17 protein-coding genes are annotated in these 21,895 nt (G+C 73.1%); 7 read left to right on the top strand and 10 right to left on the bottom strand.

Annotated elements, in window-relative coordinates:
* Positions 1-84: 84 nt before the first annotated feature.
* Entirely contained in the window at positions 85-2,607 is a 2,523-nt protein-coding gene (locus ACF059_RS06950; RefSeq protein WP_360895718.1) for a DUF3516 domain-containing protein, read from the bottom strand.
* Positions 2,608-2,752: 145 nt separating this feature from the next.
* Here ACF059_RS06950 and ACF059_RS06945 point away from each other — a divergent pair, with 145 nt between their 5' ends.
* Positions 2,753-3,544 (top strand): metal-dependent hydrolase, encoded by a 792-nt coding sequence (locus tag ACF059_RS06945; protein ID WP_361943243.1) that lies wholly within the window; start codon positions 2,753-2,755, stop codon positions 3,542-3,544.
* 158 nt (positions 3,545-3,702) lie between these two features.
* On the opposite strand, the gene ACF059_RS06940 is transcribed toward ACF059_RS06945, so the two are convergent.
* The 4 genes from ACF059_RS06940 to ACF059_RS06925 all read right to left on the bottom strand — a co-directional run bounded on the left by ACF059_RS06940 (position 3,703) and on the right by ACF059_RS06925 (position 9,740).
* Positions 3,703-5,355 carry a hypothetical protein gene (locus ACF059_RS06940; protein ID WP_392052425.1) on the bottom strand — a complete coding sequence of 551 codons (1,653 nt, stop codon included), beginning with the start codon at positions 5,353-5,355 and terminating at the stop codon, positions 3,703-3,705.
* Positions 5,356-5,473: 118 nt separating this feature from the next.
* Positions 5,474-7,255: an ABC transporter ATP-binding protein gene (locus tag ACF059_RS06935; RefSeq protein ID WP_392052422.1), complete on the bottom strand. Its 1,782-nt coding sequence runs from the start codon at positions 7,253-7,255 to the stop codon at positions 5,474-5,476.
* Positions 7,252-9,087, bottom strand: a complete 1,836-nt coding sequence (locus tag ACF059_RS06930) for an ABC transporter transmembrane domain-containing protein (protein ID WP_392052419.1) — start codon at positions 9,085-9,087, stop codon at positions 7,252-7,254. Before ACF059_RS06930 ends, ACF059_RS06935 begins: the two co-directional genes overlap by 4 nt.
* A 200-nt stretch (positions 9,088-9,287) precedes the next feature.
* Complete coding sequence (locus ACF059_RS06925; protein WP_392052416.1) at positions 9,288-9,740, bottom strand: MarR family winged helix-turn-helix transcriptional regulator; 453 nt, start codon at positions 9,738-9,740, stop codon at positions 9,288-9,290.
* A 94-nt stretch (positions 9,741-9,834) separates the two neighbouring features.
* On the opposite strand from ACF059_RS06925, the gene ACF059_RS06920 reads away from it, so the two are divergent.
* Complete coding sequence (locus ACF059_RS06920; protein ID WP_392052413.1) at positions 9,835-11,697, top strand: ABC transporter ATP-binding protein; 1,863 nt, start codon at positions 9,835-9,837, stop codon at positions 11,695-11,697.
* 63 nt (positions 11,698-11,760) lie between these two features.
* The gene (mltG, locus tag ACF059_RS06915) at positions 11,761-12,606 is read left to right on the top strand and encodes an endolytic transglycosylase MltG (RefSeq protein WP_392052410.1); all 846 of its coding nucleotides are present in this window, start codon (positions 11,761-11,763) and stop codon (positions 12,604-12,606) included.
* A 63-nt stretch (positions 12,607-12,669) separates the two neighbouring features.
* On the opposite strand, the gene ACF059_RS06910 is transcribed toward mltG, so the two are convergent.
* The 4 genes from ACF059_RS06910 to ACF059_RS06895 all read right to left on the bottom strand — a co-directional run bounded on the left by ACF059_RS06910 (position 12,670) and on the right by ACF059_RS06895 (position 16,435).
* Positions 12,670-13,746 (bottom strand): FAD-dependent oxidoreductase, encoded by a 1,077-nt coding sequence (locus ACF059_RS06910; protein ID WP_392052407.1) that lies wholly within the window; start codon positions 13,744-13,746, stop codon positions 12,670-12,672.
* 70 nt (positions 13,747-13,816) lie between these two features.
* Positions 13,817-15,172, bottom strand: a complete 1,356-nt coding sequence (locus ACF059_RS06905; RefSeq protein WP_392052404.1) for a cytochrome P450 — start codon at positions 15,170-15,172, stop codon at positions 13,817-13,819.
* A gap of 60 nt (positions 15,173-15,232) precedes the next feature.
* Positions 15,233-15,910: an HAD family hydrolase gene (locus tag ACF059_RS06900; protein ID WP_392052402.1), complete on the bottom strand. Its 678-nt coding sequence runs from the start codon at positions 15,908-15,910 to the stop codon at positions 15,233-15,235.
* A gap of 45 nt (positions 15,911-15,955) precedes the next feature.
* Positions 15,956-16,435: an Lrp/AsnC family transcriptional regulator gene (locus ACF059_RS06895; RefSeq protein ID WP_392052399.1), complete on the bottom strand. Its 480-nt coding sequence runs from the start codon at positions 16,433-16,435 to the stop codon at positions 15,956-15,958.
* A gap of 127 nt (positions 16,436-16,562) precedes the next feature.
* On the opposite strand from ACF059_RS06895, the gene ACF059_RS06890 reads away from it, so the two are divergent.
* From ACF059_RS06890 to ACF059_RS06880, 3 genes are read left to right on the top strand one after another with little or no spacing between them, the layout of a single operon-like run.
* Positions 16,563-18,119: an SDR family oxidoreductase gene (locus tag ACF059_RS06890; protein WP_392052394.1), complete on the top strand. Its 1,557-nt coding sequence runs from the start codon at positions 16,563-16,565 to the stop codon at positions 18,117-18,119.
* Positions 18,120-18,133: 14 nt separating this feature from the next.
* Entirely contained in the window at positions 18,134-19,507 is a 1,374-nt protein-coding gene (locus ACF059_RS06885; protein WP_392052391.1) for a cryptochrome/photolyase family protein, read from the top strand.
* A 56-nt stretch (positions 19,508-19,563) separates the two neighbouring features.
* Positions 19,564-20,601 carry a MerR family transcriptional regulator gene (locus ACF059_RS06880; protein ID WP_392052388.1) on the top strand — a complete coding sequence of 346 codons (1,038 nt, stop codon included), beginning with the start codon at positions 19,564-19,566 and terminating at the stop codon, positions 20,599-20,601.
* On the opposite strand, the gene ACF059_RS06875 is transcribed toward ACF059_RS06880, so the two are convergent.
* Positions 20,525-21,130 carry an RNA polymerase sigma factor gene (locus ACF059_RS06875; RefSeq protein WP_392052385.1) on the bottom strand — a complete coding sequence of 202 codons (606 nt, stop codon included), beginning with the start codon at positions 21,128-21,130 and terminating at the stop codon, positions 20,525-20,527. The genes ACF059_RS06880 and ACF059_RS06875 overlap by 77 nt on opposite strands.
* Positions 21,131-21,274: 144 nt before the next feature.
* On the opposite strand from ACF059_RS06875, the gene ACF059_RS06870 reads away from it, so the two are divergent.
* The gene (locus ACF059_RS06870) at positions 21,275-21,868 is read left to right on the top strand and encodes a histidine phosphatase family protein (protein ID WP_392052382.1); all 594 of its coding nucleotides are present in this window, start codon (positions 21,275-21,277) and stop codon (positions 21,866-21,868) included.
* Positions 21,869-21,895: the final 27 nt, after the last annotated feature.

Raw genomic sequence — 21,895 nt, 5'->3', positions numbered from 1 at the left:
GGATCTCCACTGTCGGGTCCGGGCGGTGCTTGCGGTCGGGGCGGTCCGGGCGGTGCCGGCGGTCCGGCGGGATGCCGGAGGGGGTCAGAGGGCGCCGAGCTCGCCGACCGAGGTGACCCGGATGACGGCCCGGCCCTCCTCGTCGGAGGCCGCGAGGTCGACCTCGGCGCTGATGCCCCAGCCATGGTCCCCGTTCGGGTCCGCGAAGGTCTGGCGGACGCGCCACAGGCCGTGCGCCGGGTCCTCCTCGATCTGGAGCAGCTTCGGGCCGCGCGCGTCGGGGCCGGTGCCCAGGTCGTCGTACTCGTCCCAGTACCCGTCCATGGCTTCGCCCCAGGCGTCGGCGTCCCATCCGGACTCGGCGTCCAGCTCGCCCAGCACGTTGACGTGGTCGAGGGCGGCCAGCTCCACCCGGCGGAACATGGCGTTGCGCACCAGGACACGGAAGGCGCGGGAGTTCGCGGTGACCGGCTTGACCTGGTCGGCCTTCTCCTGGGCCTGCTCCGCCGTCTCCACCTCCGGGTTCGCCAGCTGCTCCCACTCGTCCAGGAGGCTGGAGTCGACCTGGCGGACCAGCTCGCCGAGCCAGGCGATCAGGTCCTGGAGATCCTCGGACTTGAGGTCGTCGGGGATGGTGTGGTCCAGGGCCTTGAACGCGCTCGCGAGGTAGCGCAGCACGATGCCCTCGGTGCGGGCCAGCTCGTAGAAGGAGGTGAACTCGGTGAAGGTCATCGCGCGTTCGTACATGTCGCGGATGATCGACTTCGGGGAGACCGGGTGGTCGCGCACCCACGGGTGGCTCTTGGCGTACACGTCGTAGGCGTGGAAGAGCAGCTCTTCCAGCGGCTTGGGATAGGTGACGTCCTGGAGCCGCTCCATCCGCTCCTCGTACTCGATCCCGTCGGCCTTCATCTGCCCGACCGCGATGCCGCGTTCCTTGTTCTGCTGGGCGGCCAGGATCTGGCGCGGGTCGTCCAGCGTGGACTCCACGACCGAGACCATGTCCAGGGCGTAGGAGGGCGACTCCGGGTCCAGCAGGTCGAAGGAGGCGAGCGCGAAGGTGGACAACGGCTGGTTGAGCGCGAAGTCCTGCTGGAGGTCGACGGTGAGCCGGATGGTGCGGCCCTCCGCGTCCGGGGTGTCGAGCTTCTCCACGACACCGCCGTCCAGCAGCGAGCGGTAGATCGCGATGGCGCGGCGGATGTGCCGCAGCTGGGCCTTGCGGGGCTCGTGGTTGTCCTCGAGGAGGTGGCGCATCGCCTGGAAGGCGTCGCCCGGCCGGGCGATGACCGACAGCAGCATGATGTTGGTGACCTTGAAGCGCGAGGTCAGCGCCTCCGGGTCGGCGGCGATGAGCTTCTCGAAGGTGGTGTCCGACCAGGCGACGAAGCCCTCGGGAGCCTTCTTGCGCACCACCTTGCGGCGCTTCTTCGGGTCGTCGCCCGCCTTGGCCAGCGCCTTCTCGTTCTCGATGACGTGCTCGGGGGCCTGCGCGACCACATAGCCCGCCGTGTCGAAGCCGGCGCGGCCGGCCCGGCCGGCGATCTGGTGGAACTCGCGGGCGCGCAGCGTCCGGACCCGGTTGCCGTCGTACTTGGTGAGGGCGGTGAACAGCACCGTGCGGATCGGGACGTTGACACCGACGCCGAGCGTGTCGGTACCGCAGATCACCTTCAGCAGACCGGCCTGCGCGAGCTTCTCGACCAGGCGCCGGTACTTGGGCAGCATGCCGGCGTGGTGCACGCCGATGCCGTGGCGGACGTAGCGGGAGAGGTTCTGGCCGAACTTGGTGGTGAAGCGGAAGTTGCCGATGAGTTCGGCGATCTTGTCCTTCTCCTCGCGGGTGCACATGTTGATGCTCATGAGCGACTGCGCCCGCTCGACCGCCTGGGCCTGGGTGAAGTGCACGATGTAGACGGGGGCCTGCCGCGTCTCCAGCAGCTCGGTGATCGTGTCGGTGATCGGCGTGGTCACGTACTCGTACGACAGCGGTACGGGCCGGGTCGCGGAGCGGACCATCGAGGTGGGCCGGCCGGTGCGCCGGGTGAGGTCCTCCTCGAAGCGCTTCATGTCGCCGAGGGTCGCGGACATCAGGATGAACTGCGCCTGCGGCAGTTCCAGCAGCGGGATCTGCCAGGCCCAGCCGCGGTCCGGCTCGGCATAGAAGTGGAACTCGTCCATCACGACCTGGCCGATGTCGGCGTGCTTGCCGTCGCGCAGGGCGATGGAGGCCAGTACCTCGGCGGTGCAGCAGATCACCGGTGCGTCCGCGTTCACGGAGGCGTCGCCGGTGAGCATGCCGACGTTCTCCGTGCCGAAGAGCTTGCACAGGTCGAAGAACTTCTCCGACACGAGCGCCTTGATGGGGGCGGTGTAGAAGGTGACCTTGTCCTGGGCCAGGGCGGTGAAGTGCGCTCCGGCCGCGACGAGGCTCTTGCCGGAGCCGGTCGGAGTGGAAAGGATCACGTTCGCCCCGGAGACGACCTCGATCAGCGCCTCCTCCTGAGCCGGGTACAGGGTGATGCCCTGGTCCTGCGCCCACGAGGAGAAAGCCTCGAAGAGGGCGTCGGGGTCGGCGTTCGGCGGGAGCTGATCAATGAGGGTCACACCCCCCATCTTGCCTGGCTTACCCCCGGATCAGGGAACCGGCGGACGGAAGGAAGATCATCGACTGTACGCTGTGCCGTCGATGAGGCCCGGACGAAAGCGTCGACCGGGCCCGAGCACACACGAACCGGGGCGGGGAACGACCATGATGGGTCCGGCGCACTCACTGTCCGGGGCTGCGGCCTGGCTGGGGGTGGGCGCGGCCACCGCGGCCGCCGGGCACCCCATGCCGTGGCCGGTCCTCGTCGTCGGAGCGCTGATCTGCGCCGGGGCGGCCCTCGCCCCCGACCTCGACCACAAGTCGGCGACGATCTCGCGCGCCTTCGGACCGCTCTCCAGGGGCTTGTGCGAGGTGGTCGACAAGATCTCCTACGCCGTCTACAAGAGCACCCGGTCCAAGAAGGACGCCCGCCGCACCGGCGGCCACCGCACCCTGACGCACACCTGGCTCTGGGCCGTGCTGATCGGCGGCGGTGCCTCCGCGATCGCGGCCACCGCCGACCGCTGGGGGGTCCTCGGCCTGCTCTTCGTGCACCTGGTGCTGGCCGTCGAAGGGCTCCTGTGGCGGGCCGCCCGGATGTCCAGCGACGTCCTGGTGTGGCTGCTGGGCGCCACCAGTGCCTGGATCCTGGCCGGGGTGCTCGACCAGCCCGGAAACGGCGCGAACTGGCTGTTCACGGGCCCGGGCCAGGAATACCTCTGGCTCGGCCTGCCGATCGTGCTCGGTGCGCTGGTCCACGACATCGGCGACGCGCTGACCGTCTCGGGCTGCCCCGTGCTGTGGCCCCTCCCGATCGCCGGCAAGCGCTGGTACCCGATCGGTCCGCCGAAGATGATGCGGTTCCGCGCCGGCAGCTGGGTGGAGCTCAAGGTCCTCATGCCCGTGTTCGTCCTGCTGGGCGGCTTCGGCGGCGCCGCGGCCCTCGGCTTCATCTAGGACGGGGTCCGGGACCTCGTCCAGGGCCGCATCCAGGACCGCGACGACGCAGTGTTCCCCGGCGGGGAAAGGCCGGCGCCCCGGGAGCGGGACCACTGGGGTCCGCTCCCGGGGCGCCGTGCCCGCGGGTCCCGCCGGTGGGGGCGGGGTCGGGCGCGTCAGTTCTTGGCGTAGAAGCCGAAGGTGTCGACGAGCAGGTCCGTGGACTGGTAGCTCATGTTCCAGAAGTCGATCATGTTGTTCACGCCGGAGCTCGTCTGGACCAGGTTGGGCACGGTCTTGCCCGGGGTCCAGTTGAGGCTGGAGGAGTTGGGCGCGACCGGGCGGGTGGACCAGCCGCCCTCGTAGGCCTCCCACGAGTTCGGGTCCGGCGCGACCGTCAGGAAGCCGGTGCCCGCGGTATTGGTGACGGTGGCGTTGGTGATGACCGCGGTGATGTTCGGGTCGCCGGCGCCGTACCGCCCGTAGATGTAGGTGCGGCCGTCCAGCGGGCCGTCCTCCCACTCGCGGGTGTCGAACCAGCGCTCCGGGACGGTGCGCACCAGCGCGCTCTCGCTCTCGGGGCTGTAGTAGCCGACGACGTCGGCGACCACGTGGGTCCCGGACCCGGCGCCGTTACGGATGCTGATCTTGCCGTCCGGGCCGATCGGGACGATGACCGCGTTGGCGATGGTCTGGCCCGTGGTGAAGTTCAGGTTCGACGAGGTCGGGGCCGAGCTGCCGGAGGGGTAGACGGTCAGGTGACCGTTGGCCTGCGGCTCGGTGACGGTCACGTTGAGCGCGACGGCCTTCGCGCTCGCCGGGACACCGGCGCGGCCCGTGACCTGGGTGCTGAAACTGCCGTAGCCGGGGACCCGGCCCGTGCCCGTACCGAGACCCTCGCGGGTGTCGACGATACGGCTGGGGGTCACCGAGGTGTAGCCGCTGGCGGCGCTCTTGGAGAAGTAGCCGGTGACGTCGGCGATGAGGTCGATCGCGCCGTCGCCGTGGTTGTAGATGTTCACGTAGCCGTTGCCGCCGACCGACGCGATCACCATGTTCGGGACGGTCTGCCCCGGGGTGTAGTTGACGTTCGAGGTGCTCGGCAGGTCGCCACCGTCGGCGTACACGCGGACGTGGCCGCCCTTGGCCGGGTTGGTGACGGTGACGTTGAGGGCCACGGCGGTCACGCCGGCCGGGATCTGCGCGGCCCCGGCGATCTTGACGCGGGCCGTCCCGTAGGCGGGCACCTTGGCTAGGGGCGCGCCGATGCCCTCGCGGGTGTCCAGCAGGCGGGTCGGGGCGTGCGGGGTGAACTCGTTGCCCGCGGTCCGCACGACGATCTCGTTGGTGCCCCGGACGGTGGTGCCGTCGAGCAGGGTGACCTTGACGGTGTAGATGCCGGTCTTGGCGTATTTGTGGTCCAGGGTCTGCGTGGCCGGAGAGGCCGGCGTCGACGAGGTCTGGCCGTCTCCCCACTCGATGAGCGAGCTGATCGAGTCCTCGGGCGCGACGGTGAACGTCAGGGCCAGCTGGATCGCGTGGGTGCTGATGGCCTCGGCCTGCAGTGCGACCGTCGGCTCGGCGGACGCGGTCCCCGCGGCCCGCGGAGCGGTCTTCTCGCCGCCCTGCGCGGCCGGGTGGACCGTCTTGGCGGCCGGGCTGCTGAAGGTCTCGGCCTTGAACGCCTTGGCCTTGGCCTCGGTCAGATCCAGATCGGGAACGGACACCCCCGTACCGACCGTCCCCTTGGCTGCGTCCGGGCCCGCCGCGGTGGCGACTCCCGGGACGAGTCCGACACCGGCCGCTATGACGACGGCGGTGGAAAGCATGAGTCGGCGATTACGCACCGGCCCCCCCATTTTCTGTTTTTGAACGTGATCAGGTTTGAAGCTTGCTCAGAGTACATACGTGCGAGCGGTCCCGCGAGGGGTTTGGGTCACCATCCGGTCACCCGTGCCACGACCGCCACAGCGCCGCGTACGCCCCGTCGGCCGCGACCAGTTCGTCATGGGAGCCGAGTTCGCTGATCCGGCCGCCCTCGACCACCGCGATCACGTCCGCGTCGTGCGCGGTGTGCAGCCGGTGGGCGATCGCGATGACCGTGCGGCCGTCCAGCACCCGGGCCAGCGATCGCTCCAAGTGCCGCGCCGCACGCGGGTCCAGCAGCGACGTGGCCTCGTCCAGCACCAGCGTGTGCGGATCCGCCAGCACCAGCCGGGCCAGCGCGATCTGCTGCGCCTGCGCCGGAGACAGGGCCGTCGTGCCGGAACCGACCTCCGTGTCCAGGCCCGCCTCCAGGGCCCGTGCCCAGCCGTCCGCGTCCACCGCGCCCAGAGCCGCCCACAGTTCGCCGTCCCCGGCGTCCGTCCGTGCGAGGCGGAGGTTGTCGCGCAGCGAGCCCACGAAGACGTGGTGCTCCTGGTTGACCAGCGCCACGTGCTCGCGCACCCGCTCCGCCGGCATGCGCGAAAGCCGCGCCCCGCCCAGGGTGACCTCGCCGCTGCGGGGCGCGTAGATGCCCGCGAGCAGCCGCCCCAGGGTGGACTTGCCCGCGCCCGAGGGGCCGACGAGCGCCATCCGGGTGCCCGGCGGGACGGACATCGACACCCGGTGCAGGACGTCGACGCCCTCCCGGTAGCCGAAGTGGACCTCGTCGGCCCGCACGTCCCGGCCCTCGGGCGTCACCTTCGCGTCGCCGGCGTCCGGCGCGATCTCCCGTACACCCACCAGGCGGGCCAGCGAGACCTCGGCGATCTGCAGCTCGTCGTACCAGCGCAGGATCAGGCCGATCGGATCGACCATCATCTGAGCCAGCAGCAGACCCGTGGTCAGCTGCCCCACCGACATCCAGCCCCGCAGCACGCAGTAGCCGCCGGCCATCAGCACCGAGCCGAGGATCGTCACGTAGGTGACGTTGATGACGGGGAACAGGATCGTCCGCAGGAACAGCGTGTACCGCTCCCACGCCGTCCACTCCTTGATCCGCCGCTCCGACAGTGCGATCCGGTACGGCCCCAGGCGGTGCGACTCGACGGTGCGGCCCGCGTCCACCGTCTCGGTGAGCACGGCCGCGACCGCCGCGTATCCGGCCGCCTCCGAGCGGTACGCCGCGGGCGCCCGCTTGACGTACCAGCCGTAGCCCACGACCAGCACCGGCAGCGCCACCAGCGACGCCAGCGCCAACGGGGGCGCGGTCACCGCGAGCGCCCCGAAGAGCAGCCCCACCCACACCACGCCGATGGCCAGTTGCGGCACGGCCTGGCGCATCGCGTTGGCCAGCCGGTCGATGTCGGTGGTGATCCGCGACAGCAGGTCGCCCGTACCCGCCCGCTCCAGCACCCCCGGCGGCAGGCCCACCGAGCGCACCAGGAAGTCCTCGCGCAGATCCGCCAGCATCTCCTCGCCGAGCATCGCCCCGCGCAGCCGGACCTGGCGGACGAAGAACGTCTGGAGGGCGAGCGCCAGCGCGAACAGCAGCGCCACGCGCTCCAGATGGAGATCGCGCGCCCCGTCCGCGAGCTGGTCCACGACCCGGCCCAGCAGGTACGGGCCGACCATGGACGCGATCACCGCGGTCGCGTTGACGCCCACCAGCAGCGCGAAGGCCCGCCGGTGACGCCGGAACAGGTCGCGCACATAGCCCCGTACGGTCGCCGACGTGCCCACGGGCAGGGTCGCGGCCGACTCGGGGGCCGCCGGATCGTTCTCCGGTGGCGCCACGCCGATCATGCGGATTCCTCGATCTCTGTGAGTGCTTCGTCCAGCCCTGTCAGTTCCACGCGTGCGAGCCGCTGTTCCTCCTCGGTCTCGCGGGTGACGACCGCCCGGTAGCGCGGTTCGCCCTTCAGCAGTTCGCGGTGCGTACCGACCGCCGCCACCGTGCCCCCGTCGATGAGGACGACCCGGTCGGCGCGGTCCAGCAGCAGCGGCGAGGACGCCAGTACCACCGTGGTGCGCCCCGCGCGCAGCGCCGCGACCCCGTCGGCGATCCGCGCCTCGGTGTGCGAGTCGACGGCCGAGGTCGGCTCGTCGAGCACCAGCACCTCCGGGTCCGTGACCAGGGACCGCGCCAGCGCGAGCCGCTGGCGCTGGCCGCCGGACAGGGACCGGCCGCGCTCGGTGATCCGCGCGTCCATCGGGTCCTCGCATCCGTCCGGAGCCGACTGCAGCAGTGCGTCCAGCACGTCCGCGCACTGGGCCGCGCCCAGCGCCGCACCGGGCTCGACCGCTCCGGAGGCCGGTACGTCGAACAGGGTCCGCAGCGTGCCCGACAGCAGTACGGGGTCCTTGTCCTGTACGAGGACCAGCGTGCGCGCCGTGTCCAGCGCGAGCTCGTCCAGCGCGACTCCGCCGAGGAGCACCGACGGCCGGTCACCGCCCGCCTCGCCGTCCATGGGGTGGCCGCCGAGGCGCTCCGCGAGCCGGCCCGCCAGGTCCGGGTCCCCGCACACGACGGCGGTGAACCGGCCCCCCGGGGCCAGCAGGCCCGTCTGCGGGTCGTACAGGTCCCCGCCCGCGGCCGGCGGCTGCGGGCGCCCGGCGTGCGCCGGCCGCTCGCCGGCCTGCGTCCGGGTCAGGGACAGCACGCGGGCGGCCCGCTGCGCGGAGGGACGCGAGAAGGAGTAGGCCATGGCGATCTCCTCGAAGTGACGCAGCGGGTAGAGCAGCGTCGCCACCGCGCTGAAGGCCGCGACGAGTTCACCCACCGCGACGCGCCCGTCCACGACGAGCGCGGCGCCGTACCAGACCACCGTGATCAGCAGCGCCCCCGGCAGCAGCACCTGGACCGCGGAGATCAGCGCCCACATCCGGGCACTGCGCACGGCGGCCTTGCGGACCTCCTGCGAAGCCTCGCGGTAGCGGCCGAGGAACAGCTCCTCACCGCCGATGCCCCGCAGCACCCGCAGGCCCGCCACGGTGTCGGAGGCCAGCTCGGTGGCCTTGCCCGCCTTCTCCCGCTGGACGTCCGCGCGTTGGGTGGCGCGCGGCAGCAACGGCAGCGCGGCCAGGGCGACCAGCGGCACGCCGACGGCGACGACCACGCCGAGCTCGGGTGCGTAGAACAGCAGACCCACGCAGACGAGGACGATGGAGAAGACGGCGGCGAGGAAGCGTGAGATCGCCTCGACGAACCAGCCGATCTTCTCCACGTCGCCGGTGGAGACGGCGACCACCTCGCCGGCGGCGACCTGCCGGGTCAGGGCGGAGCCCAGTTCGGCGGTCTTGCGCGCGAGCAGCTGCTGCACCCGGGCGGCGGCGGTGATCCAGTTGGTGACGGCGGTGCGGTGGAGCATGGCGTCACCCACCGAGATGGCGACGCCGGTCAGGGCGAGCAGCGCGCCGACGAGGAGCAGCCGGTCGGCGTCGCGGTCGATGACGGCGTCGACGCCCAGCCCCACCGCGTACGGCAGGGCGGCGACGCCCGAGAAGTGGAGCATGCCCCAGCACAGGCTCTTGAGTTGTCCGCCGAGTTGGCCCCGGCCCAGCCACAGGAGGAAGCGGGGGCCGGAGCGAGCGTCGGGTACCCCTGGATCCGGATACGGAAGATCGCTGATCTGCATGACGCCCCATGACTGGTCGAGTGGTCCAAACCGAGCAAGGTTCGCCTTCCGGACCGGCTCCGGGCAATCGATTTTCCCTGGACAACGGCGTGCGGCCACCAGGTTTGCGGATCTTCTCCGTGGAAGGGCGCCTGGTCAGACGGGCCGCGCACAACGGCGCTCACGGCCGGGTGGCGCGCTCCCGGCCGCGCGTGGCTTCCTCAGCAGGTGCGCTCCGCCGGGGCGTCCGAGAGGGTGTTCAGCAGGCCGCCGAGCACCTCGCGCTGGTCGGCGGTCAGCGGAGCCAGGATCTCCTCCGCGGCGTCGGTCCGCGCGCTGCGCAGTCGGCGCAGCGTGGCGCGGCCGTTGTCGGTGAGCTCGATCCTGATGACGCGCCGGTTGGCGGGATCGGGCGCGCGGCGTACGCACCCGGCGGCCTCCAGGCCGTCCACCAGGGTGGTCACGGCGCGGGGGACGACCTCCAGGCGTGCGGCGAGATCCGCCATTCGGGGTGCCTGGCCTCCCTCGTAGTGCGAGACGAGGCGCAGCAGCCGACCCTGGGCGGGAGTGATCCCGAGCGGCTCCATGTGCCGCTTCTGGATCCGGTGGAGCCTGCGGGTCAGGCGCAGCAGCTGTTCGGCGAGGAGGCGGTCGGTGTCGGAGGCGGAGCTCATGCCGGGAACAATATCAGGATGCCGTTCATTGTGAGCATAGGTAACAATCACCTATGCTCCAATGGCCTCGACCCCCGACCCCGAGAGGGTGCCCATGCGTCACGACGAACCGAAGTGGACGCCGTCGAACGATCCGCTCGACCCCCGCCGGCCCGCCCCGGCCGAGCAGCCGCGCGAGCTGCGCCGCATCGTGGGGCTCTTCCGGCCCTACCGGGGGCGGCTCGCCGTCGTCGGCCTGCTGGTCGCCGCATCCTCCCTGGTCGGCGTGGCCTCGCCGTTCCTGCTCAAGGAGATCCTCGACGTCGCGATCCCGCAGGGCCGCACCGGGCTGCTCAGCCTGCTCGCCCTCGGCATGATCCTCACCGCCGTGGTCACCAGCGTCTTCGGCGTGCTCCAGACCTTGATCTCCACCACCGTCGGGCAGCGCGTCATGCACGACCTGCGCACCGCCGTCTACGCGCAGCTCCAGCGGATGCCGCTGGCCTTCTTCACGCGGACGCGCACCGGCGAGGTCCAGTCCCGCATCGCCAATGACATCGGCGGCATGCAGGCCACCGTCACCTCCACCGCCACCTCGCTCGTCTCGAACCTGACGGCCGTGATCGCCTCCGTCGTCGCCATGCTCGCGCTCGACTGGCGGCTCACCCTCGTCTCGCTGGCGCTGCTCCCCGTCTTCGTGTGGATCAGCCGACGGGTCGGCCGCGAGCGCAAGAAGATCACCATGAAGCGCCAGAAGCAGATGGCCGCCATGGCGGCGACGGTCACCGAGTCGCTCTCGGTGAGCGGCATCCTGCTGGGCCGCACCATGGGCCGCTCGGACTCCCTCACGAACGCCTTCGCGGAGGAGTCCGAGAGGCTCGTCGGCCTCGAAGTGCGGGCCAGCATGGCCGGACGCTGGCGGATGTCCACCATCGGCATCGTCATGGCCGCGATGCCCGCCCTGATCTACTGGGCCGCCGGCCTGGCCCTCCAGACGGGCGCGCCCTCCCTCTCCGTCGGCACCCTGGTCGCCTTCGTCACGCTGCAGCAGGGACTCTTCCGGCCCGCCGTGAGCCTGCTGTCGACCGGCGTGCAGATACAGACCTCGCTCGCCCTGTTCGCGCGCATCTTCGAGTACCTCGACCTGCCGGTGGACATCACCGAGCGCCCGGACCCGGTCCGGCTGGAGCGGGCCAAGGGCGAGGTCGCGCTGGAGGACGTGCACTTCGCCTACGACGCCAAGAACGGTCCGACCCTCTCGGGGATCGACATCACCGTCCCGGCGGGCGGCTCCCTCGCGGTGGTCGGCCCGACCGGCTCCGGCAAGAGCACCCTCAGCTACCTGGTGCCCCGGCTCTACGACGTGACCGGCGGACGGGTCGCCCTCGACGGGATCGACGTGCGCGACCTCGACTTCGACTCGCTGGCCCGCTCCATCGGAGTGGTCTCCCAGGAGACGTATCTTTTCCACGCCTCCGTCGCGGACAACCTGCGCTTCGCCAAGCCCGACGCCACCGACGAGGAGATGGTCGAAGCGGCCCGCGCGGCGCAGATCCACGACCACATCGCGTCCCTGCCCGACGGGTACGACACTCTGGTGGGCGAGCGCGGTTACCGGTTCTCCGGAGGGGAGAAGCAGCGCCTGGCGATCGCCCGCACCATCCTGAGGGACCCGCCGGTGCTGATCCTCGACGAGGCCACCAGCGCCCTCGACACCCGCACCGAGCACGCCGTCCAGCAGGCCATCGACAACCTCTCCGCCGGACGGACGACCATCACCATCGCGCACCGCCTCTCCACCGTCCGCGACGCCGACCAGATCGTGGTCCTGGACGCGGGCCGCATAGCCGAGCGCGGCACCCACGAGGAACTGCTCAAGGCCGACGGACGGTACGCGGCCCTCGTCCGCCGGGACCGGGACGCCGCGCTGACCCCCGAGCCGCCCGAGGGCGTCGAACTGGCTCCGGCCAATGTATGACCATGTGAATGCCGAATGGGCTGAATGTCGGAAAAGGCGCTTTTTGCGGGTTAGTGTTCCCGCATGCGTCATGAGTACCGGCCACCACAGCGCCGTTCCCGGCTCACCCGCCGGGGCCGGCTCGCGCTTCTGATCGGCACACTGCTGGCGCTGGGTGCGGCAGCCCTGATCCCGTTGTTGCGGGGTGAGGAAGCCCCGGAGAAGCCGCGCCGCTTGGTCATCCCCGAGGGCTGGCGGGCCCCCCAGGTGTACGCCGCGATCGACCGCGAACTGAAACTCCCGCCGGGCTCCACGAAGACGGCGGTGGCCACCGCCGGGCTGGAGCTGCCCGCGGAGGCCAAGGGCAATCCGGAGGGCTACCTCTTCCCGGCGACGTACCCGGTGACCTCGAAGTCCACCCCGGCCGCGCTGCTCGCGTACATGGTCCGGACGGCGAACGAGAAGCTCGCCACCAGGGCCGTGGCGGACGGCGGAAGAGCCCACGGGATGACCCCGTACCAGACGGCCACCCTGGCCAGCATCATCGAGGCGGAGGCCGAGAACCGCGCCGACATGGGCAAGGTGGCCCGCGTGGTGCACAACCGGCTGGCCAAGTCGATGCCCCTCCAGATGGACTCCACCCTCAACTACGCCCTCAACCGCAGCACGGTCGACACCAAGCTGAGCGACACCCGCCTCGACAGCCCCTTCAACACCTACGCACGCCAGGGACTGCCGCCCACGCCGATCGACAGCCCCGGCCTGGAGGCCATGGCGGCGGCGGTCGCGCCGACGCCCGGCGACTGGCTGTACTTCGTCACCGTGAAGCCGGGGGACACCCGCTTCTCGGCGACCTACGAGGAACACAAGAAGCACGTCGCGGAGTTCAACCGGATCCGCGCGAAGGCGGGTTCCGCCGCCGGGAGATGAGGCGCGGACGGCCCGGCACCGGCCGGAGCCCCGGTCCGCCCGCTCAGAGCGCCGCCGCTCCCCTCAGAGCGCCGCCGCGCCCACCCGCTCGCGCGCCAGGAGCCGGCGGATCTCGCGGACCGCCGCGCCGCCCGCCCGGTTGGCCCCGATGGTCGAGGCCGACGGGCCGTAGCCGACCAGGTGGACCCGCTCGTCGCGCACCGCCCTGGTCCCCTCGACCCGGATGCCCCCGCCCGGCTCGCGCAGGCGCAGCGGGGCCAGGTGGTCGACGGCCGCGCGGAAGCCGGTGGCCCACAGAATGACGTCCGCGTTGACGCGGGTCCCGTCGGCCCAGGTGGCGCCCGTGGCGGTGAGGTGGTCGAACAGGGGCCGGCGCTCCAGGACGCCCGAGGCCAGACCGGCCCGGACGGCATCGTTCAGCGGGAGTCCCGTGACGCTGACCACGCTCTGTGGCGGCAGCCCCCGGCGCACCCGCTCGTCCACCAGCGCCACCGCGGCCCGGCCCTCGGCCTCGCCGAAGCTCCCGTCGCGGAAGACCGGGGGCCGCCGCGTCACCCACGTGGTCTCCGCCGCCACCTCTGAGATCTCCAGCAGGTGCTGCACCGCCGACGTGCCGCCCCCGACGACGATGACCCGCGCCCCGGCGAACTCCTGCGGCCCCGGGTAGTTCGCGGTGTGCAGCTGGCGGCCGCGGAAGACGTCCTGGCCGGGGTAGCGCGGCCAGAACGGCCGGTCCCAGGTCCCGGTCGCGTTGATCAGGGCCCGGGGCGACCAGACGTCGTCCGACGTCTCCACCCGCAGCCGTCCCGCGCCTGCGTCCCGCACGGCGCTGACGTCCACGGGACGCCGTACGCGCAGGTCGAAGCGGTCCTCGTAGGCGGCGAAGTACGCCCCGATCACCTCCGACGACGGCCGCAGCACGTCCGCGCCCGTCAGTTCCATGCCGGGCAGGGCGTGCATCCCGTGGACCTTGCCGTAGGTGAGGGAGGGCCAGCGGAACTGCCACGCCCCGCCCGGGCGGGGCGCGTGGTCCAGGACCACGTGGTCGATCCCCGTCCGGGCGAGGTGGTAGGCGCTGGACAGGCCCGCCTGCCCGGCCCCGATGACCACCACGTCCACGTCGCGCGAGATGTCGTTCACGGTTCTACTAACTCACGGGGCGTGCGTGCTCTTCCCGCACCCCCGGATCCCGGCCCTCAGGCCCACCCCCTCAGGCCGCCACCAGAGTCGCCAGCACCGGGGTCTTCGGCTGCAAGGTGAGCCCGGGGAAGACCGCGGCCCGCTCGGTCCCGCTGTCCAGGTGGAACCGCTGCCCCAGCACGGCCAGCACCAGCACGGCCTCCACCAGCGCGAACCGCGCCCCCAGACACGCCCGCGGGCCGCCGCCGAAAGGGAACCAGGCGTGGTCCGGCGCCCGATGCGGGGCGTCCGCGTCCCACCGCTCGGGGCGGAAGGCCTCCGGGTCCGGGAACCACCGCTCGTCGCGGTGCATCGACCAGGGGCTCGTCCACACCGCCGTCCCCACCGGCACCGCCCGCCCGCCGATGCTCGCGCCCTGCGCGGCCACCGCCGAGATCAGCCAGACCGGCGGATAGATCCGCAGCGCCTCTTTGACCACCTGCCGGGTCCAGGGCAGCCGCGCGTAGTCCTCGTGCGTCGGCAGTCGTCCGCCCAGCACCCGGTCCAGCTCCTGCGTCAGCCGGGCCCGCGCCTCGGGCGCCCCCGACAGCAGCTGCCAGGCCCAGGTCAGGGTGGTCGAGGTGGTCTCGTGGCCGCCGATGTAGAGGGTGATCGACTCGTCCCGCACCTCCTTGCGGGACAGCGGGCCGCCGTGCTCGTCGCGGGCCGCGAGCAGCCGGCTCAGCAGGTCGTCCCGCTCCGCGCCGGCGCGTGACGCGGCCTCGTGCTCCCGTATGACGTACTCGATCTCCTCGTCGAGGACCGCCACGGCCTCCCGCATCCGGCGCCGGCCCGGAGTGCGCACCCACGACGGAAGGAACAGGGTCAGCCCCCTGAACTCCGCCCCCAGTTCCCGCTGCGCCGTGGCCATGGCCGCACTGATGGGCGCCTCCCGGCCCGCCGCGTCACCGCCGAACAGCGTGCGCACGGCGATCCGTTGGGTGAGCCGGGCCATTTCCCGGTGTACGTCGATCCGCGCGCCCTCGCGCCAGCTGCGGGCCAGCGCGTCGGCGCATTCCACCATCGTGGTGGCGTACGAGGCGACTTGGCGCGGCCGCACGGCGGGCTGGACCAGGGCCCGCTTGCGCCGCCAGTCGTCCCCGGTCGAGACGACCACCCCGTTGCCCAGCAACTGGTGCAGGGCCCAGCCCAGTTCCATGGGCTTGAAGGTGGACTCGACGGCTCCCAGCAGTTCACCGGTGTGCTCGGGCCGGGAGAGCAGTATGCCCCGGCGCGGACCGAGCGACCAGGGCACCCAGTCGCCGTAGTCGTCGCGCAGGGACTCGAAGAAGGCCAGTGGATCGCGGGCGAAGGCGGGCAGGTTGCCGAGCAGGGGCCACCCGCGCGGTCCGCCGTTGCGGGTGCCCGGGGGCGGGGTCGCGGTCACGCAGGCATGGTGGCACCGGCCCGCGCAGGGCGCCAGAGGGCCGACAGGGGCCCGCCCGCGTCAGCCAGGCCGGCGGGTCGTCAGCCAGTCGTGCGCCACGTCCGCGCTGAACTCCGCCTGCCCGCCCGGGAAGAGCAGTCCGGCCGCCGCGAAGGCCGGGTCGTCCGCGGTGTCCCTCACGTACGGGATCGCCACGCAGCCCATGCCCGCCGCGCGGGCCGCCCGCGCACCCGGCGCCGCGTCCTCGAAGACCACGCAGCCGGCCGGGTCCGCGCCCAGCCGACGGGCCGCCTCCAGGAACACGTCCGGCGCGGGCTTGCCGTGCGCCACCTCCTCGGCGGAGACCACCGTGGTCAGCAGGCGGTCCAGCCCGGTGGCCGCCAGGACGGCGTCGATCGCCTCGCGCGAGGAGCCGGAGGCCACCGCCATCGCCGCGCCCTCGGCGTGCAGGCGCTCGACGAGCTCGCGCATCTGCGGGAAGACCTCGGTCCGGGTGCCGGCCAGCTCCAGGTAGGCGGAGTTCTGCTCGGCGAGCAGCTGCTCGACCGGCGCCGCGATCCCGTACCGGTCCTTGAGGATCTCCAGCGTCTCCAGCGTGCCGATGCCGATGAAACGGGCGTGGTGCTCCCAGGTGAAATCGGCGATCCCGTGCCGCTCCAGGGTGCGACGGCCGGACTCGTAGTAGTTCGGCTCGCTGTCCACGAGGGTGCCGTCGAGATCGAATATGACGGAATTCATCCGTTGCGTCCGTCCTGCCGGTTGTGTCCTGCCCCGGCCATCCTGTCAGGCTTTGCGTGCCGCCCTGCCCACGGACTCGACCAACGGCAGCAGCCGGTGGGCGACCCGTTCGCGCAGCGCGACCTCCGTGCGCGTGCGGACCACGCCCGGGAGCCGGATCAGCCGCTGGATCACGTCCTCCAGATGGGCGTTGTCGCGGGCCGCCACGCGGGTCAGCAGGTCGCCGCCGCCGGTGATGGAAAAGGCCTCGATGATCTCCGGTACGGCGGCCAGCGCCTCACCCACGTCGTCCAGGTGGCCCTGGGTGACCTCGATGTGCACGAAGGCCAGCACCGGGTGTCCGAGCGCCGCCGGGGAGAGCACCGGCCCCGTCCCGGTGATCACGCCGGTGCGCTCCAGCCGGTCCAGCCGGGCCTGGAGCGTGCCCCGCGCCACGCCGAGGATGCGGGCGTACTCGCGGACGCTGGTGCGCGGCTGCTCGATCAGCAGGCGCAGGATCCGGGTGTCGAGCTCGTCCACCGCCATGCCGTGACTGTACCAATGGCTCAGTTCCGTCGGCCGGTGCCCGCTCACGTGCATCCGATCGCACCGCCCCGCCGGAATCCCGTACGAGGCCCCCGGCCCGCACGGCCCACGAGGAGCGGAGACAGTCATGACGGGTCTGAACTGCCTGGTCACCGGAGCGACCGGCTACATCGGCGGGCGACTGGTGCCCGAACTCCTCGACGCGGGCCACCGCGTCCGCTGCCTGGCCCGCTCCCCGGAGAAGCTGCGCGACCACCCCTGGGCCGGGCAGGTGGAGACCGCCCGCGGCGACGCCACCGACCCGCAGGCCGTGGCCGCCGCCCTCAAGGGCGTCGACGTCGCCTACTACCTCGTCCACGCCCTCGGCGGGGGCTCCGGCTTCGAGGAACGCGACCGCGCCGCCGCCAGGATCTTCGCCGAGCAGGCCCATAGGGCCGGGGTCCGCCGCATCGTCTACCTCGGCGGACTCACCCCGGCCCGCATCCCCGTGGAGAAGCTCTCCCCGCACCTGCGCTCCCGCGCCGAGGTGGGCGAGATCCTCCTCGCGGGGCCCGTACCGGCCACCGTCCTGCGCGCCGCGGTCATCATCGGTTCCGGCTCCGCCTCCTTCGAGATGCTGCGCTACCTCACCGAGCGGCTGCCCGTCATGGTGACCCCCAGCTGGGTCGGCACCCGCTGCCAGCCCATCGCCGTCCGCGACGTCCTGCGCTACCTCGTCGGCAGCGCCACCATGCCGCCCGAGGTGAACCGGGCCTTCGACATCGGCGGCCGGGACGTGCTCACGTACGAGGAGATGATGCGCCGCTACGCCGCGGTGGCCGAGCTGCCCGAGCGGCTCATCCTGCGCGTCCCGATGCTCACCCCGCGGCTGTCCAGCCACTGGATCGGCCTGGTCACCCCCGTGCCGCGGGCGCTGGCCCGGCCGCTCGCGGAGTCCCTGCGCCACGAGGTGGTCTGCGCGGAGCACGACATCGCCCGCTACGTGCCCGACCCGCCCGGAGCGCCGATCGGCTTCGACCAGGCGCTCTCGCTCGCCCTCCAGCGCATCCGGGAGGCCGACGTGACCACCCGCTGGTCCTCCGCCTCCGTGCCGGGCGCGCCCAGCGACCCGTTGCCCACCGACCCCGACTGGGCGGGCGGCAGCCTGTACACCGACCGGCGGGAGCGGGTCGTCGCGGCCCCGCCCGGTGCGCTGTGGCGGGTCGTGGAGGGCATCGGCGGCGAGCACGGCTGGTACTCCTTCCCGCTGGCCTGGGCGGTGCGCGGCTGGCTCGACCGGCTCGTCGGCGGAGTCGGCATCCGCCGCGGCCGCCGCGACGCCACCCGCCTGCGCGTGGGCGACTCCCTCGACTTCTGGCGGGTGGAGGAGATCGAACCGGGCCGGCTGCTGCGGCTGCGCGCCGAGATGCGGCTGCCGGGCCTGGCCTGGCTCGAAATGCGCGCCGACCCCGGTCCGGAGCCGGGCCGGGCCCGCTACCGGCAGCGGGCGCTGTTCCATCCGCACGGTCTGCTCGGCCACCTCTACTGGTGGAGCGTGTCCCCCTTCCACGCCGTGGTCTTCGGCGGGATGGCCCGCAACATCGCCCGCGCCGCCGAACGCCAGGGCGGCGCCGCCGGCGACGGCGCATCCACCGGGGCCCCGGCCGCCGAAGTACCCCACGCCAACCCTCCTCACCGACCCTGACGCGGAGCCAGAACATGAACGTCGCGGTGGTCCTGTACACCTCCGACCTGCGCCTGCACGACCACCCGCCGCTGCGGGCGGCCATGTCCTCCTGCGACCAGGTGGTCCCGCTGTTCGTCCGCGACCGCGCCGTCGCGGCCGCCGGCTTCGCCCCGCCCAACCGGCAGGCGTTCCTCGCCGACTGCCTCACCGACCTCGACGCCGGACTGCGCGCCCGCGGCGCCCGCCTGGTGCTGCGCTCCGGGGACGTCGTCGCCGAGGTGTGCGCCCTCGTACGGGAGACCGACGCCGACGAGGTCCACATGGCCGCCGGTGTGAGCGCCTACGCCCAGGCCCGCGAGGAGCGGCTGCGCAGCGCCCTCGAAGCCGAGGGACGGCGGCTCTACGTCCACGAGACGGTCATCACCGCCGTCGCGCCCGGGGCCGTGCACCCGGCGGGCTCCGACCACTTCGCCGTCTTCACCCCGTACCTTCGCCGCTGGAGCGAACTGCCCCCGCGGCCGCTCGCCGCCGCACCCCGCGCCGTCCGGGTCCCCGAGGGCGTCGGCTCCGAGCCCCTGCCGGCGCGCGGCTCCCTCACCGGGGTCTCCCCGGGCCTCGCCCGGGGCGGCGAGAGCGAGGGCCGACGGCTCCTGACGAACTGGCTCCGCTCCGGACTGGCCGACTACGCGGACCGCCACGACGAACTGGCCGGGGACACCACCTCCCGTCTCTCCCCGCACCTGCACTTCGGCACCCTCTCGGCCACCGAGGCCGTCCACCGTGCCCGGTCCGCCGGCGGCCCGGGCGCCGAGGCCTTCGTCCGCCAGCTGTGCTGGCGCGACTTCCACCACCAGGTGCTCGCCGCCCGCCCCGAGGTGGCCGCCGAGGACTACCGCGCCCGGCAGGACCGCTGGCGCACCGGCCCCGCCGCCGAGGAGGAGACCCAGGCGTGGAAGGACGGCCGCACCGGATATCCCGTGGTCGACGCCGCCATGCGCCAGCTGCGCCACGAAGGCTGGATGCCGGGCCGCGGCCGGATGCTCGTCGCGAGCTTCCTGACCAAGACCCTGTACATCGACTGGCGGACGGGCGCCCGCCACTTCCTGGACCTCCTGGTCGACGGGGACCTCGCCAACAACCAGCTGAACTGGCAGTGGGTCGCGGGCACCGGCACCGACACCCGCCCCAACCGCGTGCTCAACCCCGTCCGGCAGGGTCTGCGTTTCGACCCCCAGGGCCACTACGTGCACCGCTGGGTGCCCGAGCTCGCCGGGCTGGACGCGCCGCTCGTCCACGAGCCGTGGCGGCTGGCGGAGCCGGAGCGGGCCCGCTACGACTACCCCGATCCGGTGGTGTCGCTCGCCGACGGACTCGACCGTTTCCGGCAGGGGCGGCACGGTGGGTGAAGCGACTGGTCCGACAGCCCGCCGCCCACGCCCGCCGCCCGTCGTACCGTGTGCGGGTGCAGCCCCCGCCGCAGCCCCCGCCTCGGTCCGGACCCCCGCCGGGCCCGCCCGACGTCGCGCTCAGCACCGGCGCCGTCGCCCGGCACCTGGGAGTGTCGCCGAACACGCTGCGCTCCTGGGAGCGCCGGTACGCCATCGGTCCCGCGCGCCGCGAAGGCGGACGCCACCGCCGCTGGAGCCCGCAGGACATCGCCCGGCTGGAGCTGATGTGCCGGCTCACCGCACAGGGCGTCCCCCCGGCCGAGGCGGCGCGGGCCGCGCTGGACGCGGCGCCCGCCGCCCGCGCCGCATCCGGTGCGCCGCATCCGGCGCCGGGCGGGCCCGGTCCCCTTCGCCTCGGGGAGGTCCGCCCGGAGTGCCGGGGGCTCGCACGTGCCGCCGTACGGCTGGACGCGCCGTCCGTGGCCGAACTGCTGGACACCGCCCTCGCGGAGCACGGTCTGGTCACCGCGTGGGAGGAGATCATCGCCCCGACCCTGCACGCCGTCGGCCGCACCTGGGCCTCGGCGGGGGAGCGTTACGTGGAGGTGGAGCACCTGCTCTCCTGGCACGTGTCCGCGGCCATGCACCGCCTCCGGCCCCCGCCCGCGGCGCCGCACCCCGCAGCGCCCCCGGTGCTCCTGGCGTGCGTACCGGACGAGCTGCACAGCCTGCCCATCGAGGCGCTGGCCGCGGCCCTCGGCGAACGGGGCCTGCCCGTGCGGATGTTCGGGGCCGCGCTGCCCGCGCGGGCCCTGCGGGACGCCGTACGCCGGACCGGACCGCGGGCCGTGGTGCTGTGGTCCCAGACCCGGACCACCGCGGACGCGGCCCTGGCCCGGTCGGTGGCGGACATCGAGTGGGGCCTGCGCGGCGCGCGGGGGCGTCCGGCGCTGCTGCTCGCGGGCCCGGGCTGGGGCGCGGGCGCCCCGCAACCGCGCGCGGAGCGCCTCTTCGGACTGCGCTCGGGCCTGGAGGTCATCGCGGCGCTGGCGGCGGATGCGGCTCCAACGAACGGCGCAGGCCGTGCAGGGCCCGCCGCATATGGCTCTTGACGGTCCCCAGGGGCAGGCCCGTACGGTCCGCGATCTGCGACTGGGAGAGGTCTGCGTAGAAGGCGAGGCACATCACCCGCCGCTGCGGGGACGGCAGCCGGGACAGCTCGGCCAGCACCAGCAACCGGTCCACGACGCGCTCCGGTTCGGCCCTGGCGCCGGCGCCGGACCGGGCGGCGGGGTCCGGAAACGCCCGCGCCGCGGCCGCGGCCGCCCTGGCCCGCCGGCTCCTCGCCTCCAGCGCGTCGGCCACCTTGTGCCGGGTGATCCCGCTGAGCCAGGCACCCATCCCGCCCGGCCCCGGCCGGTAGCCGCGCCGCCCGCGCCAGGCCGCGAGGAACACCTGCTGGGTGACGTCCTCGGCCTCCCGCTCGTCCCCCAGCGCCCTGCGCGCGAGCGAGTGCACCATCGGCCGCCAGTGCCGGTAGACCGCCTCCACGCAGGCGTCGTCCCCGGCCGTGAAACCGGCCACGACGCGATCACCGGGCACTGCGGAGCCCCCGGGGCGCTGCACCCCTGTGCCGTCCATGGGTCGAGCCTCTAGCGCCGGCCGTCGCCGGGAAACTCGCAGCGTTTGTGCATCGAATCAGATCCAGGGGGAGTCTCTGACACGCCGACCCCGACCCCCCCCCCGCGGCCCCGGGCCGCTCGGCTCCGGCATAGGGTCGCGAGAATGAGCGACTTGGTGCTGGTGAGGCACGGCGAGACGGAGTGGAGCGCCAACGGGCGCCACACCGGGCGCACCGACGTACCCCTGACCGCGCGCGGCGTCGAGGAGGCCATCTCCCTCGCCCCCTACTTCCGCGGCCGCCGGCCCGCCCTGGTGCTGACCAGCCCGCTGCGCCGGGCCGTCGCCACCGCCGAACTCGCCGGCCTCACCGGCGCCGTCCCCGACCCCGACCTGTACGAGTGGGACTACGGCGGCTACGAGGGCATCACCACCGCGGAGATCCGGCGCAGCGCCCCCGACTGGTCGCTGTGGACCGACGGCGTCCCGCCCGGCGACCCGGCGCACCCCGGCGAGAGCGCCGCCCAGGTGGGCGCCCGCGCCGACCGCGCCCTGGCCCGGATCGCGCCCGTCCTGCGAGCGGACGACGGCGACGTCGTGGTCGTCGCCCACGGCCACTTCCTGCGCGTCCTCACCGCCCGCTACCTCGGCCTGGATCCGGCGGCCGGCCGGCTGTTCCTGCTGCGCACCGGCACCGTCAGCGCGCTCTCCACGGAACACGGCCTCCCGGTGATCGCGGGCTGGAACACCCGCCCCTGAACGGCAGCGTCCGCCTCGCGCGGCGCT

It is taken from the genome of Streptomyces sp. NPDC016562, assembly GCF_043076955.1.
Taxonomy (GTDB): domain Bacteria; phylum Actinomycetota; class Actinomycetes; order Streptomycetales; family Streptomycetaceae; genus Streptomyces.
The sequence above is the reverse complement of the archived record's forward strand: the minus strand, read 5'-3'. Positions and strand labels throughout refer to the sequence as shown.